The sequence below is a fragment of the Dorea sp. 210702-DFI.3.125 genome, assembly GCF_020560945.1.
Taxonomy (GTDB): Bacteria; Bacillota; Clostridia; order Lachnospirales; family Lachnospiraceae; genus Dorea; species Dorea formicigenerans.
In genome coordinates this window covers 1-15,490 of record NZ_JAJCNF010000002.1, presented here as the reverse complement: position 1 = coordinate 15,490, position 15,490 = coordinate 1, and the positions used below count along the sequence as shown (strand labels likewise).

Annotated in this window: 13 protein-coding genes and 1 tRNA gene; 3 read left to right on the top strand and 11 right to left on the bottom strand. The window is 39.2% G+C overall.

Annotated elements, in window-relative coordinates; all coding sequences use genetic code 11:
* Positions 1-90: 90 nt before the first annotated feature.
* A tRNA-Ser gene (locus tag LI164_RS01195) sits at positions 91-176 on the top strand.
* Between the two features lie 137 nt (positions 177-313).
* On the opposite strand, the gene LI164_RS01190 is transcribed toward LI164_RS01195, so the two are convergent.
* From LI164_RS01190 to LI164_RS01175, 4 genes are all read right to left on the bottom strand, one after another.
* Positions 314-583 (bottom strand): type II toxin-antitoxin system RelB/DinJ family antitoxin, encoded by a 270-nt coding sequence (locus LI164_RS01190; RefSeq protein WP_005336875.1) that lies wholly within the window; start codon positions 581-583, stop codon positions 314-316.
* 406 nt (positions 584-989) lie between these two features.
* Complete coding sequence (locus LI164_RS01185) at positions 990-1,571, bottom strand: xanthine phosphoribosyltransferase (protein WP_227086624.1); 582 nt, start codon at positions 1,569-1,571, stop codon at positions 990-992.
* Between the two features lie 124 nt (positions 1,572-1,695).
* On the bottom strand, positions 1,696-1,863 hold the full coding sequence (locus tag LI164_RS01180; protein ID WP_227086623.1) for a hypothetical protein: 168 nt from the start codon (positions 1,861-1,863) through the stop codon (positions 1,696-1,698).
* 157 nt (positions 1,864-2,020) lie between these two features.
* Positions 2,021-3,133 (bottom strand): phosphotransferase enzyme family protein, encoded by a 1,113-nt coding sequence (locus LI164_RS01175; protein ID WP_227086622.1) that lies wholly within the window; start codon positions 3,131-3,133, stop codon positions 2,021-2,023.
* Positions 3,134-3,348: 215 nt separating this feature from the next.
* On the opposite strand from LI164_RS01175, the gene LI164_RS01170 reads away from it, so the two are divergent.
* Positions 3,349-4,278, top strand: coding sequence for an AraC family transcriptional regulator (locus LI164_RS01170; RefSeq protein ID WP_227086621.1), 930 nt, complete (start codon positions 3,349-3,351; stop codon positions 4,276-4,278).
* Between the two features lie 121 nt (positions 4,279-4,399).
* Here LI164_RS01170 and LI164_RS01165 read toward each other — a convergent pair whose 3' ends face one another.
* From LI164_RS01165 to LI164_RS01135, 7 genes are all read right to left on the bottom strand, one after another.
* The gene (locus LI164_RS01165) at positions 4,400-5,284 is read right to left on the bottom strand and encodes a carbohydrate ABC transporter permease (RefSeq protein WP_227086620.1); all 885 of its coding nucleotides are present in this window, start codon (positions 5,282-5,284) and stop codon (positions 4,400-4,402) included.
* Between the two features lie 17 nt (positions 5,285-5,301).
* A complete protein-coding gene (locus LI164_RS01160) occupies positions 5,302-6,207 on the bottom strand; it encodes a carbohydrate ABC transporter permease (RefSeq protein WP_022279409.1) in 906 nt (301 codons plus the stop codon).
* Between the two features lie 153 nt (positions 6,208-6,360).
* Complete coding sequence (locus tag LI164_RS01155) at positions 6,361-7,653, bottom strand: ABC transporter substrate-binding protein (RefSeq protein ID WP_117658667.1); 1,293 nt, start codon at positions 7,651-7,653, stop codon at positions 6,361-6,363.
* Between the two features lie 283 nt (positions 7,654-7,936).
* Entirely contained in the window at positions 7,937-8,662 is a 726-nt protein-coding gene (nagB, locus tag LI164_RS01150; protein ID WP_005336862.1) for a glucosamine-6-phosphate deaminase, read from the bottom strand.
* A 31-nt stretch (positions 8,663-8,693) separates the two neighbouring features.
* The gene (locus tag LI164_RS01145) at positions 8,694-10,625 is read right to left on the bottom strand and encodes a DUF5107 domain-containing protein (protein WP_227086619.1); all 1,932 of its coding nucleotides are present in this window, start codon (positions 10,623-10,625) and stop codon (positions 8,694-8,696) included.
* A gap of 236 nt (positions 10,626-10,861) precedes the next feature.
* Positions 10,862-12,571, bottom strand: a complete 1,710-nt coding sequence (locus tag LI164_RS01140) for an ABC transporter ATP-binding protein (RefSeq protein ID WP_227086618.1) — start codon at positions 12,569-12,571, stop codon at positions 10,862-10,864.
* A 3-nt stretch (positions 12,572-12,574) separates the two neighbouring features.
* Complete coding sequence (locus LI164_RS01135; RefSeq protein ID WP_227086617.1) at positions 12,575-14,347, bottom strand: ABC transporter ATP-binding protein; 1,773 nt, start codon at positions 14,345-14,347, stop codon at positions 12,575-12,577.
* Between the two features lie 182 nt (positions 14,348-14,529).
* On the opposite strand from LI164_RS01135, the gene LI164_RS01130 reads away from it, so the two are divergent.
* A complete protein-coding gene (locus LI164_RS01130; protein ID WP_029730788.1) occupies positions 14,530-15,441 on the top strand; it encodes a LysR family transcriptional regulator in 912 nt (303 codons plus the stop codon).
* The last annotated feature ends 49 nt before the right edge of the window (positions 15,442-15,490 follow it).

Here is a 15,490-nt window from a genome sequence, read left to right as displayed (position 1 = left end):
GTTAATCAAAGATGGATATGCATACTTTTATTTTCTCAAATGTATAAAAAATTTTGCAAATTGTTTTTCTCTATGTTATAATGGCGTCATGCAGCGATGGTCGAGTTGGCTGATGGCATCTGCCTCGAAAGCAGAAGAACCGCAAGGTTCCGGGGGTTCAAATCCCTCTCGCTGCGTTTTTAGCAGAAAGTATTATATTAGCTTTCTGCTTTTTATCCGTAAAAATCCTTCCGGCAAAACAACCGGAAGGCTCCTCTTTTTTGAATACGTTTTAAATCTTTCTGAAACTTACTGGTCGGCTTTAGTGTGTATTTCATGAAAGTAAATGCTCCATCATTTTATCCACATCTGTATAAGACTTCCCAAGAGATGGATTCTTCTTCATTTCTTCTACTTCTCTTAATGCTGAAAGCGTTTCACTGTTCGGCGTTTCTTTTGTAATTTCAAATGGTATTCCTTGTTCTCTGATTGCCTGTTTTACAAATATTGTAAATGCTGTTGTTAAATTCATTCCTAAATCATTAAATAACTCTTCTGCCTGCTTTTTTAAAGCATCGTCCATTCTGATTGATACATTTGCCATAAGTTTCACCCAACTTTCTATAATGGTATATTGCAACGCATTGTCAATACACCGTATTATATCTCCTTATTTTGAAAGATATGCAAAAGAATTAAGCTATTTCTATATTTTCATCAGATTTTCTTAAGAAATTTTAGAAACATTTCCATTTTCTGACACAAGGCATTCACAATTCTCCATTATAATGGACTTATCAATTGAAGAAGACGGTAGTCGTACTTGCAGAAAAGCCAGACATGGCAAATGTACACTATGCCCTCCAAAATGTCGGCTTACTGCTCACAATCAGGTATGATTACCGGACTTCGCCCAACAACAATTAAAATTTACATAGATAAAATGTTCAAACCCTTTCAAAAAAGAACCAGCACTTTCAAAAGTGTTGGTTCTTTTTTATTCCTGTTTCTTACTGCTCTCTGAATGTAATCTCTCCTGTGGAGGCATCCATGCCATCCACAATTGCCAGTGACTCCAGACGGTATCCAAGATTACGAATCACTGTTCCCCCACTCTGGAAACCTTTCTCAATTGCGATTCCGATTCCTTCTACTGTTCCACCTGCAGACTTTACAATCTGGATCAGTCCCTGAAGTGCACAGCCATTTGCAAGGAAATCGTCAATGATCAGTACGTGATCTTCCTCACTTAAGAACTTCTTCGCAACGATTACCTGGTTCTTGCATTTGTGGGTAAATGACTCAACTTCTGCAGTGTACATCTCTCCCTCGATGTTGATACTTTTTGATTTTTTTGCAAATACGACCGGAACTCCGAAATGCTGTGCTACAACACAGGCGATTCCGATTCCAGATGCCTCAATTGTAAGAATCTTATTGATTGGTCTGTCCGCAAATCTTTTTTTGAATTCAGCACCCATCTGATCAAATAATTCTATATCCATCTGATGATTCAGGAAACTGTCCACCTTTAAAACATTTCCCTCTTTTACGATTCCATCTTTTACAATTCTTTCCTCTAAAAAGTTCATCACAGATTACTCCTTTGTTCCATTTCAGTTCATTTGGAAATTATTATACTCCTTTTCTTCATGAAATGCATCAAAAATTTGTTTCTGTCGCTTATTTTATGAATTTCAAAAATATTTTAGAATTTTATTCTACTTTCAATGCATTCGGATATATTTTCTTAAGCCGGACATCATCAAACTTTTGATCCATAGTTTTCTGCCAGCTATGTGTTGCTGCTGATACAGTCTCCAATAGCCAGCCAAAAAAACTGGTACAAAAAAAGAGCCAGATTAATTCATATCCTGAGTACATATACTTCTCCTTTTCTTTCGTTTTCGTATTTGTATGAAAATCCCCACTTCTACAAGTAGTAACTTCACATACGTCAAATCTGAACTTAAAAGAAATATTAGCATATTTCACTTTGGAAATCTATGTTCTGGCTCTCTCTTATTGTATATTCAGGGGTTTACATATATTTTTTCACGATTTCATGCATTTGGCCCCACTTTTTCTCCATATCGCTGACCAGCTTGAACTGTGTTCTGCACCGATCCAGATTATGTTCCTCTCGATGGATCTTGAAGTATGTATCTCCCTGCAGATAATCTGTCAGGAAACGCATACCACATTCAAATGTCATGACCTTTGCTCCCATCGGCAAAAGTTCCATCTCCCGTTTTGTCAGCTTGCCATTACAGCCTTCAATGAATCCTTTTGTAAACAAATCAAAAAGCTCCATACTGCATTCAACCTTAGACAGATCTTTTTCATCTTCTGCACCTGTACTTGCCCCGAAACGAATGGCGTCACCGAAATCATTCACAGCAAGTCCCGGCATAACAGTATCCAGATCTATCACGCAGATTGCCTTGCCTGTCTTATTGTCAATCATAATATTGTTAAGCTTTGTATCATTGTGTGTAACACGAAGCGGAATCTCTCCCTTTGCCTGAAGGTTTGAAAAACAGCATGCTACATCTTCATGGTCCAACACAAACTGAATTTCTTTCTTAACACCAGCCGCACGGCTCTTAATATTTGTTTCTACCGCTCTTTTAAAAACCTCAAATCTTGCCTTCGTGTCGTGAAATCCTTCAATTGTCTCAAACAATGTATCGGCCGGATAGTCTGCCAAAAGATTCTGGAAATTTCCAAATGCCATTGCTGCCTGATAGAACTGATCCGGATTCTCTACCTGATCATAACTGCTCGCATCTGTAATAAAAATATAGGATCTCCAGTAATCTCCAAACGAATCCTGATAATATGGTTTTCCATCCAATGCCGGAATTACATTCAACGTTTCTCTGTCTGGATCCCCTCCTTTTTTTATAATTTTTTCGCGAAGATAGGAAGTCACTCCAAGAATATTCTCCATAAGCTCTACAGGGTTCTTGAATACATTTTTATTCATTTTTTGAAGAATGACCTTCAAAATCCCCATGCGTTTTACTTCAAATGTCAGCAAATATGTATCATTAATGTGTCCATTTCCAAATGGTATATCCTGGATCAATCTTCCTTCATATTGAAAATGTGCAATTGCTTCTGCTTTCTGCGTTCTGACTGCCTGTGTCATAATACTTCCTCCCGGTTTTATTCAAAAATCCTTCTACTTATTATTGACATCTTTTATCACTTGATTATTGTAGTATAAATTTGTACAAAAATCTTTATCATATTTCACTCATAATTTATATTATCTGCTTCTATTTCTTGCAATTTTTAATATATACGTTATAATTATTTATAACATTTGTACAAAAAATACAATTGCGCAAAGGAGACTTTAACATGGCATACAATGGATTTTTACCGGAGAATGTAATCAACATCGGTAAAATATACAGTATTCATTATTTTGAATACATGAGCGATTTTTCATTCGAAGGGGAAAGCCACAATTTTTGGGAATTTATCTGTGTAGATAAAGGAGAAGTTGAAGTGACCGGCGGTGATAAGAAGTTTATTCTTCACAAAGGTGAAATTGCTTTTCATGAACCTAATGAATTTCATAATGTTACAGCTACTGGAACGATCGCACCGAATCTGATTGTTATCTCTTTTCAATGTGATGATAATGCTATATATTATTTTCGCAAAAAAATTTTGAAGATGGATGACGTAGAACGCAATCTTCTGGCAAGCATTATTTTTGAAGCCAGACATACCTTCCAATGCCGGCTGGATGATCCATATCTTCAGAATATGCCGCTTAAACAGCCACCTGACATCTTCGGCTCACAGCAAATGATCCGTCTGCTAATAGAACAGTTTTTAATCCACCTTGCAAGACGTTACTCAGCCTCTTACACCAGCGTTGTCCGTCCAAAAGTCACTATGCCTGCAACCAAATCAACAAAATCCAAAAATGACATTGAAGTCTACAGTCTGGTCACCGAATACATGAAAGAACATATTCGTTCTCATGTCACTATTGAACAAATCTGCAAGGACAACCTGGTCGGCAGATCACGACTGCAGAAGATATTCAAAAATCAATGTGGACTTGGCATCATCGACTATTTTTCGAAGCTGAAGATCAACTCTGCAAAAGAACTGATCCGCTCCAGACATATGAATTTTACACAGATTTCCGATTACCTTGGATATACCTCCATTCATTACTTCTCAAGACAATTCAAAAAAGAAACTGGAATGACACCGTCTGAATATGCATCTTCAATCAAGGCAATGTCAGAAGGGAAGTTTGAGGAAAATTAGTGGAAAATAAAACAGAACATTACTAAAAAGCAAAGGAATCTGTGTGCGAATCATCAGTTAATTTTTGATAGCTGGATTCGGAAACAGATTCCTTGCCTTATATAATATTCTTTTTATGTCTCTAACCTTTAATTCCTCCGGTAATTCCTCCGATCAATTTCTCTGACAGGAACAGATACAGGATAAATGTCGGTGCAAATACAATAATTACTGCTGCGAACATTCCAGCCCAGTTTCCGGTGTACTGCATGGACTGCAACATTCCATAAAGTCCTACGGCTACCGGACGTAATGCATCGTTGTTTGCAAAAATCAGTGACAGGAAATACTCATTCCAGATATTAATGAAATTGAATATTGTCACTGTTACCAGTCCGGACTGAGCCATCGGGAACATAATCTTCCAGAAAGCTTTTGCCGGAGGACATCCATCAAGAGCTGCTGCCTCTTCATATGTACTGGAAATATTTGCAAAGAAAGTAAGTAAGAAAATCGTTGTATATGGAATATTAATTCCAACATACAAGAAAATCAAAGTTACCTTACTTGCTGCAACATTATTCAGAATTCCAAGATTTGCTACAACTCCAAACAATGGAAGAACGATCATCGTGATTGGAATACCCATCGCAGACACTAAACTTGTCTGGATAATTTTATTCCCGATAAATGTATATCTCGCAAGGACATATGCTGCCGGCGCACAGATCAGGATCAGCAATACACAAGATACTACTGCATAAAGGAGGGAGTTTGTAAAGAATGTTGCAACTCCGCCACTTCCCCATGCCTGCACATAATTTTCAAAGTGTAGTCCCGACGGGAATTTCAATGCTTTTCCTGCAAAGATATCTGTTGTAGTAGAAAGACTGGCTGCTATGATCCATCCAAGTAACATGAATGTAAATGCCACCCATAAAATTACTATAATATATCCAGGAGCGAGCGCCATTTCATGTTTCCAGTCAATTTTCTTTTTCGCTTTTATTTTTTTCTCTTTTTCCATCTTGCGTCTCCTCCTTTCTAAAATTCTAAGTCATCCTCTTTAATCAGTTTATTACAGATTGTAAAAATAACTACAATACAGATGCACAAGATAATACCGATCGCTGCTCCATATCCTGCATTTCTTTCTGTAACTGCATTTCCGGCTCCAAATGTCTGCATGTACATGTACTGTACCGGGACAATAGTTGCCTCATCTGCTGTTACGGTTGAGAACATCTGAGACCACACAAAGAATGCCGCTGTACTTACTGACCACATCGTAATGTTCGTCTTAAATACTCCTTTTAATAAAGGAAGTGTCATATGCTGGAATTGCTGTGGCCTGTTGGCACCATCAATGGTTGCCGCTTCATATAGCTCCGGACTGATTCTCTCAATTCCACTCATCCAGATCAGCATGTGATATCCAATCATTCCAAAGCAATATGCAAATAACAATGCTCCGAATTTGTGACCTGTATCCAGCCATGCTGTCTCTGCCAGTTTATGCATACCGACCGCATCAAGAATAGATTTTAGTAATCCGAACTTAGAACTATATACATACTGTAACCACATAGTTGCAAGAGCTACCGCACTTACAAGGTTCGGAAGATAGATTACCGCACGAAAGAATTTCTTACCACGGATTCCACTTGTCAGGATAACTCCAAACAGCAGAGAAACAGAAAGTACAATTGCTCCACCGATTGCCCAGATTTTAAACAGGTTCAGCATAGACTTTCTAAAAATTGCAGTTGCAAATAATTTCTCATAGTTCTGTATACCTACAAATGTCCACAAATCTGTTGTGTCTGTAACGGAATCAATTTTGAAGAAACTCATCATAATCGTCCGGACGATCGGGTATAAAAAAACAATGAGGAAGATGATAACTGCCGGCGCCAGGAAGCCTACGATCATTTTCTTATTATTTTTCATCTCATTTCCTCCTTCTCGCATAATCTCAGCCATCTGCCTCATTCTTTTTTCAGATGTCCTGCGACCGTTTTCTTAAAAGAAATATGGCGGCGATGCCATAACCGCCCCGCCACCATATTATAATATGCATCTTATTTGATTATCTCAAATGACTTATTTTCCTGCTGCTTTTTTCATTGCAGAAATGAATCCTGCTGCATCTAATTTACCAGCTGCGAGCTCAAGTGCGCTTGTCTTTAATGTACCAGTCAGGTCATTGTTGCTCTCTGCGCCTGCTGCCCAGTCATAGTATGTTGTTGTTGCATCAAATCCAGCTTTTACTTCTGCAAGCTCTGTTGGCCATGCATCAGAATTTGCTTTGTCAGTTGGGATACAAAGAGCTTCTTTTGTCATCTCTTTGTCATAATCACCTGTTGTGATATAAGTAATCAGCTCAAATGCTTCGTCAGCCATCTTGGAATCTTTATTAATTGCAAATACCTGATTAGCAATGTTGTTAGCTGTATTGTCATCTGTTCCGTTCGGAACTGATGGATAGTTGAAATATCCCCACTCAAGATCCTCAGCTACAGAAGCTTTTGCTTCATTTGGAAGCCATGATCCGCAGATAACGATTGCTGCATCTCCAGGAGCAAATTCCTGATTCTGTCCTGCCGGATATACATTTGTCGCAATGTTCTTTGAGAAGTAACCTTTTTTAGCGAAATCTGCAAAGCTCTGAGCTGCTGCAAGAACTCTCTCATCATCCCATGTTACGTTCTGACCATTTACTTCTTCTCCGGTTACAAGAGATTTTACTCCATCCTGTCCAATATATCTTGCAAGATGATATCCGATAAATGATGTCATATAAGCATCGTCTGCTGTGATTGGTGTAATACCAGCGTCTTTTAATTTAGCGCATACTGCATCTAACTCATCCCATGTTGTAGGAACTTCTTTGATACCAGCTTTATCAAATAATGTCTTATTGTAAAAGAATCCGAAGATTGATGGCTGATATGGGATTGAATGAAGTGTTCCATCCTCATATGCTGCACGTGCAATTTTGAATAATGTCTCGTTTCCGTGCTCTGACTCGTAATCTTTTGCCACATCCTCGAGATCTAACAGATATTTTCCCCAAGATCCGTTTACACGGTTTACATCTTCATCGAACAGGTCGATGGTCTGCTTTGCATCGAGTGCAGGCTGAAGACCTTCACGCTGTCCGGAACGTCCCTTGAACTGAACGTCTACTTCTACACCTGTATCTTCTGTATACTTTGCAATCGCATCCTGGATTACTTTCGCCTGTGGCTCATCTTTACTCCACATAGCCCAGTATACAAGTTTCTTGCCATCTCCTCCAGATGACTTGGAATCGTTGGAACTTCCGCCACATCCAACTAACATGGTCGCAACCATTGCCGCACATAAAAGTGCACTGATTACTTTCTTTTTCATTCTTTTTCCTCCTATACCATTTTGGTAAATCGTTTTTAGTAATTTTGCAATTACTCTTTTCTCGTTGGATTCATTATGTCACAATTTTGCACAATAATCTTTATCCTAAAGTTTCATTAATTTGCACAATCTGCTCTAAAATGCTGTTTTCAGCAAAATAACGGGCTGTTTTTTGTACACATTGTATAAATTAATATTTTCACAATCTTGTTATTTATTCTACATTACACAAACCATTAAGACCTATTATCGATTTTCATCTGATTATTTTATCCCTGATTCTTTATATCAGAGATAATGCTGCTTCATCTCCCACCAAAATAACATCATTATGCATCTGAAGGATTGATGCCGGCACACCTGGAATCACTGGTCCGAAAAATGCTTTCTTTACAATCTCTGCTTTGTCTTCCCCACTTACTACAACAAGAATCTTCTTTGCCTGCATAATTGTCTTTATCCCCATGGTATATGCCTGTCTTGGAACATCCGCCTCCGAAGCAAAAAATCTTTTATTTGCCTCAATAGTACTCTCCTGAAGGTCCACACAATGTGTCCCCGTCTCAAATGCCTGTTCTGGCTCATTAAATCCAATATGTCCATTATGTCCCATTCCAAGAAGCTGAAGATCTACGCCTCCAAGGCTTCTGATCAGTTCCTCATAACGTTCACATTCTTTTTTACTGTCTGGTTCCATTCCATTGGGCAAATGTGTGTGTCTCTCCTGAATATTCACCTGATCGAACAGATGCTGATGCATAAAGTAATAATAGCTCTGTTCATTGCTTCCCGGCAGTCCTTTATATTCGTCCAGATTGACACTTGTCACCTCTGAAAAATCCAAGTCTCCTTTTTTGTACCAGTCTACCAGCTGACTGTAAGTTCCTATTGGCGTAGAGCCAGTTGCCAGTCCAAGTACACTGTTTGGTTTCAAAATGATCTGCGCAGAAATTATATTGGCTGCTTTTCTGCTCATATCCTTGTAATCTTTTGCTCTGTACACTCTCATAACATTTCCTCCATTTTTATAGACACTTTTTTTAATTCACTTTAAAATTATAGTAGTGTGGCAAATGCCCTTTTTCCCCGTACACTTTTTCGTGAAGCCTCTCCCAGATTGACTGGATATCGCTGTCACCTTCCCGGATATCTGACACATCCATTCCATCGCCGTCATTCAGCAAATGATACGCCTCTTCATTTCTTTCTAATTTTTCAAGTGCTGCCACATAATAATATTGAATTCGTCCGTTCTTCTGATTTTCTGCGGTCTGTTTTTTATATTCTTCATCAATTTCCTTGTAAGCCCCACATTTTTCCAGAATCTTAAACCCTTCCTTCTGATAAGATAGTCTCTCTCTTTGAAGCGCCATTCCTTCCATAATAAACTGTTTTGCCTTCTCAGGATCCGATTTCAGATACAGACACGCCAGTCCATGATATGCCCATGCATTGGATGTAAGATCAACAGATCTTGCAAATTCGTCTCTTGCATCTTCATTTCTTCCTGCAATTAGATAGCTGATACCAAGCTGATAATGTGCATACCAGTTCGCGGCATTCGGTGCATCTTTTCTGACTGTTTTCTCTTCCAGATATGTCAGGAATTTCTCTCCATTCCAGAACTCGTCCGGCTCATCTTCTGGATTTGGCATGTGTAGAATGCCTGTCTCAAAGAAATGTTTCCACTTCTTTAATGTTTCTGACTGATTCACAAATTCCAGATGACCAGTTCTTTTTGTTTTTGGTGCAAATGTTCCATATCCGCTTCCTGCCTGGACTAGCTTTGCCTGCTTCTTTGCAAGTCCTTTTGTCTCTTCCAGACGTTTCTTAAGTTTCTCAATCTCCTGATTTGCCTTCAGTTCCTCTGTCACCTTCTCATAACGCCATTCATGGGACTGTTCACATGCACCTGCACCAAGATCCACTGCTCCGTAGCGTTCCATCCATTCCCATGCAGTGTGTGGTGCCATCGGAATACAGCCATACTGTGTCTTTCCAAGTCCTGCCTGGATCTCCACATAACGTCCTGCATCTTCCGTCAAAAATTCCTGCCAGCGGTCGGAAGCATCAATATTTCCCCATGAAAATAGCTTCCTTCCCTGTAATCGTGGTGTTGAAAATTGTAAAAGTCCATATCCATCTGGCGCAATATTGGCAATATATTTGGGTTCTTCTTTCGGAATATGGAAGAAATAATCTATACTGGTCGGAATCTTCTTATAATCTGTTACATCAATTCCATTAACAAACGGAATCTCTACTTTAAAACCATTCGTCCCTACCGCTGTAAATGCTTCCTTTGCCGGTACGACAAGGCGTCCCCCTTCATACTCCGGTACTGCCATGTTACTCCACCAGTACATCGGAATAACCTGATTGCTGTCATTAACAATTCTCATTCTGCAGTTCAGATACGGACAAGCCTCCTCCAGCCAGAAATCCATCTGCCAGATAACTCCCCGGATTCGTTCATATTCATACATACGAAGTACCGGATCACCTTCATCTGTCTGCGTCTTTGCTACATAAAGCGGCTCCGTTGTCAATGGATTATGACCGATAATTCCAAGATTCCACTCGACACCTCCGGAAAACCATGCATTTCTAATAGCAAGGTTGCTAAATCTGAGCACATCATTCGTGTAAAGAAGATTCTTTCCTGTTTTCTTATCCCACAGCTCCCACAATCTTCCACCATATTCCGTAAGAAATACTGCCTTCAAATACTCGTTTTCCAGAACCGCCGTCTTTACATCTTTCTCATGCAGCTCTCTTGTATATCCATTAAGCTGACGATATGGAAACGCACTATTTACTTTGCCATATCCTTCATAAATCTCATCATCCTCGTCCAGATCAAACACAAGCGAATTCTGAGTTGTCAGTTCCCCAAAAAGATCCGGTACCGAAGACTCCTCTCCCAGTTCTGCAACTTTCATACACTTCGTCTCAAATACTAGCCTTGTCATAATATACCTCCCACTTCTTATAATTTTATCCCTCAACAGGCCTTCTAACATGCACTTTCAAGATGTCTTTAGCATCTCTTTCACTTTTTTCTATTGATATAATAAAATTTTCTCTATCATATCTTCCATCATGGCATAGAACGATTGTATAATCTTTACACAATCTACACCTTTTTTTGCCATATCTGCGTCAACATACACAAATATAATTCACTATATTATAACAACAAATTTTATTACACAGCCTGGAACTGACTGTTATACAACTTATTATAAAATCCTCCTTGTGCCAGCAGTTCTTCGTGTGTTCCCTGCTCGATGATTTTTCCGTCTTTCATAACAAGAATAAGGGATGCATTCCGGATTGTAGAAAGCCGGTGTGCTACGATAAAGCTTGTACGTCCCTTCATTAATTTGTCAAATGCTTCCTGAATCTGCTGCTCTGTTCTTGTATCAATACTTGATGTGGCCTCATCAAGTATCAGCATTGGCGGCAGGCAGAGCATAACTCTTGTAATACATAGAAGTTGCTTCTGCCCATGGCTGATACTGTCTTCATGAAGCACTGTATCCAATCCTTTTGGAAGACGCTCGATAAATTCCCAGCTATGTGCTTCTTTTGCCGCACGGATAATGTCTTCATCTGTGGCATCTGGTTTTCCAAATGCGATATTTTCCCGGACTGTTCCATCTTTGATCCAAGTCTCCTGTAGCACCATTCCATAGGAACTGCGAAGTGCATGGCGGCTGAGTCCGTCAATTGACTTGCCGTCAATTTTAATGTTTCCTTGATCCACATCATAAAAGCGCATCAGCAGATTGATAAATGTCGTTTTCCCACAGCCGGTCGGTCCTACAATGGCAATCCGCATGCCGGGATCTACTTCCAGATTAAAATCTTCAATCAGGCGGTGATTCTTATCATAACTGAAGTCTACATGGCTGATGGACACATTTCCTTTCACTTCGTTGATTGTTCCTTCCACGTCTGGGGATTCTTCCTCTTCCTCCAGAAGGTCAAAAATACGGTTCGCACACGCCAGCGCATTTTGCATCTCTGTAATGACAGAACTAATGTCATTGAACGGTTTCATATACTGGTTCGCATAAGATAACAACACGGACAGACCTCCAACTGTCAGAGCTCCGCCTGGTATCATAAATGCCCCTACAAGAGCAACACCTGCATAGATAACATTATTTACGAAACGCGTAGACGGGTTTGTCAGACTGCTGTAGAAAACTGCTTTCTGACTGTATTTTTGTAAATCTGCATTGATCTGTGCAAATCGCTCTGACGCTTTTTCTTCATATCCGAATGCTTTGACTACTTTTTGGTTTCCAATCATTTCATCAATGAGTGCCGTCTGATTTCCTCGAGTCTCACTTTGCTTATGAAACATTTCAAATGATCTGGAAGAAATAAATCTAGCAATTAAGAAACTCATTGGTGTCAACACAATGACCAGAAGTGTGATCCAGAAATTCTTGGAAAACATAAAAATCAAAGTTACAACAATCGTTACAATTCCGGAAAACAACTGGGTAAATCCAAGTAAGATTCCATCAGACAAAATATCTGTATCTGCGATGATCCGGCTTACAATATCTCCAGAACTGTGACGGTCCAGATAAGACAGGGGTAACCGCTGAATATGACGGATTGCCTGGGAACGGATATCCTGTACAATATGATAAGTCATATGATTATTGATCATGTTCATGATCCATGCTGCCAGCGCTGATATTGCAACTAATACAAGAATTTCTCTTAATAATATCCACATGGCATCAAATTGAACCTGATGCTCTGCAACAATCTGATCAATGGCATCTCCGAACAGGATCGGCACATATAATTGTAATATTACTGAAACGGTTGCAAGCAACACGCTCAGCACAAGAAATATTTTATATTTTCCAATGAATTTTAAAATCTTCTTCATCTTCTATGCCTCTCCTTTCCCGTCATAATTTATTTTTTCTCTTAATTTTTCTTCCGGGAATTGTGAATAATAAATTTCCTGGTAAACTTCACAATTTTTCATCAATTCTTCATGCGTTCCCTGTCCAGCCAATTCTCCATTTCCAAGAACAAGTATTTTATCTGCCTGCTTAATTCCAGCTACACGCTGAGATACAAGAAATGTTGTCATCTTGCCTTCCAGACCATGGATTGCTTTTCGAAGCGCTGCATCTGTTGCAAAATCAAGAGCGCTCGCACTATCATCTAAAATTAATATCTCCGGTTTCTTAACTAAGGCTCTTGCAATGGTAAGCCTCTGTTTCTGTCCACCAGACAGATTACGTCCATTCTGCTCCAACTGGAAATCCAGCTTTCCAGGCTTTCCTTCAACCACTTCTTTTGCCTGGGCAATTTCAATTGCTTTCCAGATGTCCTCATCTGTGGCGTTCTCGTCACTCCATTTCAGATTGTCACGGATACTTCCCTGGAACAGTACACTTCTCTGCTGAACAATTCCGACTTTCTCACCGATAGATTTTCTTGTGTATTCTGTAACATTTTCTCCGTCCATATAGACCTGTCCGTCCTGCGGATCGTAGAATCTTGGGATCAAAGATACCAGTGTTGATTTACCACTTCCGGTTCCTCCGATAATACCAATCGTTTCTCCCGGCATCGCCTGGAAACTGATATCCTTAAGACTCGGTGCTCCCGCGCCCGCATAAGTAAATGTGACATGATCAAATTTAACTGCAGGTGTATGATTCTGCTTTTTCTCTTTCTGACGCATCTCATCGTTTACATATATCATACTGGACTTCACTGCCAAAATTCCTGCCACACGGTCTGCGCACGCCATTGATTTGTTCAATGTAATGATCAGTGATGCTAATTTGATCAATTCAACAATTATCTGAAGCATATAGTTGTAAAGAGCAACCACTTCACCTTGCTGCATATTTCCCATATTAACCTGAATACCAGCGCGGTCAATCAAAATAACTGTTGCAATATTAATCAGCACATAAGTCACTGGATTTAAAAATGCTGAAATCCTTCCGACAAAAAGATTCAATCTCGTCAGTTCCCGGCTGCTGTCTTCAAATTCTTCTACAGATTGCTCTTCCCTGCAAAATGCACGGATCACACGGACACCTGTTAAATTTTCTCTTGTCAGTCCTGTCACCTGGTCCAGTCCATTTTGCACTTTCTTAAATAATGGAATGCTGACCAGCATAATGGAAAATACAACAACGAACAATACCGGAATCGCAATCACAAATATCCATGCACATTTTACATTGATTGTAAATGCCATGACCATGGAGCCAAGTACGACAAATGGACTTCGAAGCAGAAGTCTCAGACCCAGATTCAATCCATTCTGAACCTGATTCACATCATCTGTCAAACGTGTGATCAAGGTATCAGTTCCCATGGTATCTAATTCTGTAAATGACAATGACTGAATATGATCAAACATTGCCTGTCTTAATTTTGCCGCAAATCCACAGCTTGCCTTCGCAGCAAAAAACTGTGCGGTGAAACTGCAGGCAAGTCCGACTCCCGCCATTAAGATCAATACAAAAAACATCTGAGCCACATAACTTCGGTTATCCTGTGCGACACCGACATCAATAATCTGTGCCACAACTACCGGAACTAAAAGGTCAAAAACAACCTCCAGAAGCTTAAAAAGCGGTGCCAGAATACTTTCTTTTTTGTACTCTTTGAGATAAACTGCCAAACTTTTCATGTCTCTATTTTCCTCTCTCTTCCTGTTTCACGAATTTATGCCTATTATAACGCACATTCAGTAATATGCATAATATTCCTTTTATTGCTTTGTAATATATTTTTTATATTGCATTTGTAATACCTTCATTATAACATAGTGTTACATACGTTTTGGAAGCTTTCAAGAAATGGAGATGGATTATGGAACTTAGACAATTAGAATACTTTAGACAAATTGCAGATACACATAGCTTTAATGAAGCAGCCAGACATTTAAATATGTCACAGCCTCCTCTCAGCTATCAGATTCACCAATTAGAAGAAGAACTGGGCGTACAACTTTTTGAGCGGACAAGCAAAGGAGTTATTCTGACAAATGCCGGCGAAGTCTTATACGAGCGCGCCGGAAATTTGCTTGATTATGCAGATTCTGCAAAGCTTGAAGTTACAAAAGCCGGAAAAAAGCGAGTTCTTCGTATCGGAATGACCTCAACAACAACTGCTGTAATGATGCCATTTATCTCTACATTTGCAAAAAAATATCCTGACGTAAACTTCGAAGTAAGGGACGGAAGTACCTATACATTATATAGTTATCTTATGGATGGAATTATCGATATCTCCGTTGCACGTACCCCGCTTCAGTTAAACAAAGTAAACTCTTTTACTTTATGTTCTGAGCCAATGATTGCTGTGTCAAACTTTTCAGCAAATCACCAATCTTCTAATGCTGTCCCTGTCACAAATAATACTGCTACAAATTCAAATAGCAAAATGCTTTCTTCAAAAATAATACAGCTAAACGACCTGTCAAAACTTCCATTGATTCTTTATCGCAGATATGAACGATTAATTCTTGATACATTTCATGCAAAAAATCTTGATCCTGAAATATTCTGTCTCTGCGATGACGCAAAAAGCGCTTTGCTCTGGGCTAAAGATGGACTCGCAACTGCCATTTTCCCCAAATCAATGCAGTCATTGTGTACAGGACTTCGAATTTATGAAATTGATGAACCTACTCTTATAACACAAATTGTATTAATCTGGAAAAAAGAAAAGAAACTTTCTCCTATCGTACAAGAATTTTTAGATGTATGCCAAAAAAAATAATTCAAGAATGCCTCGGCATTCTTGCTGCGAGGTGCGCGTCATGCAATTG

Coding starts and splice junctions, on each gene's coding strand:
- LI164_RS01130 (WP_029730788.1), top strand. CDS start 14,530: ATGGAACTTAGACAATTAGAATACTTTAGACAAATTGCAGATACACAT.
- LI164_RS01145 (WP_227086619.1), bottom strand. CDS start 10,625: ATGACAAGGCTAGTATTTGAGACGAAGTGTATGAAAGTTGCAGAACTG.
- LI164_RS01175 (WP_227086622.1), bottom strand. CDS start 3,133: ATGACACAGGCAGTCAGAACGCAGAAAGCAGAAGCAATTGCACATTTT.
- LI164_RS01180 (WP_227086623.1), bottom strand. CDS start 1,863: ATGTACTCAGGATATGAATTAATCTGGCTCTTTTTTTGTACCAGTTTT.
- LI164_RS01160 (WP_022279409.1), bottom strand. CDS start 6,207: ATGAAAAATAATAAGAAAATGATCGTAGGCTTCCTGGCGCCGGCAGTT.
- LI164_RS01140 (WP_227086618.1), bottom strand. CDS start 12,571: ATGAAGAAGATTTTAAAATTCATTGGAAAATATAAAATATTTCTTGTG.
- nagB (WP_005336862.1), bottom strand. CDS start 8,662: ATGAGAGTGTACAGAGCAAAAGATTACAAGGATATGAGCAGAAAAGCA.
- LI164_RS01155 (WP_117658667.1), bottom strand. CDS start 7,653: ATGAAAAAGAAAGTAATCAGTGCACTTTTATGTGCGGCAATGGTTGCG.
- LI164_RS01190 (WP_005336875.1), bottom strand. CDS start 583: ATGGCAAATGTATCAATCAGAATGGACGATGCTTTAAAAAAGCAGGCA.
- LI164_RS01165 (WP_227086620.1), bottom strand. CDS start 5,284: ATGGAAAAAGAGAAAAAAATAAAAGCGAAAAAGAAAATTGACTGGAAA.
- LI164_RS01170 (WP_227086621.1), top strand. CDS start 3,349: ATGGCATACAATGGATTTTTACCGGAGAATGTAATCAACATCGGTAAA.
- LI164_RS01135 (WP_227086617.1), bottom strand. CDS start 14,347: ATGAAAAGTTTGGCAGTTTATCTCAAAGAGTACAAAAAAGAAAGTATT.
- LI164_RS01185 (WP_227086624.1), bottom strand. CDS start 1,571: ATGAACTTTTTAGAGGAAAGAATTGTAAAAGATGGAATCGTAAAAGAG.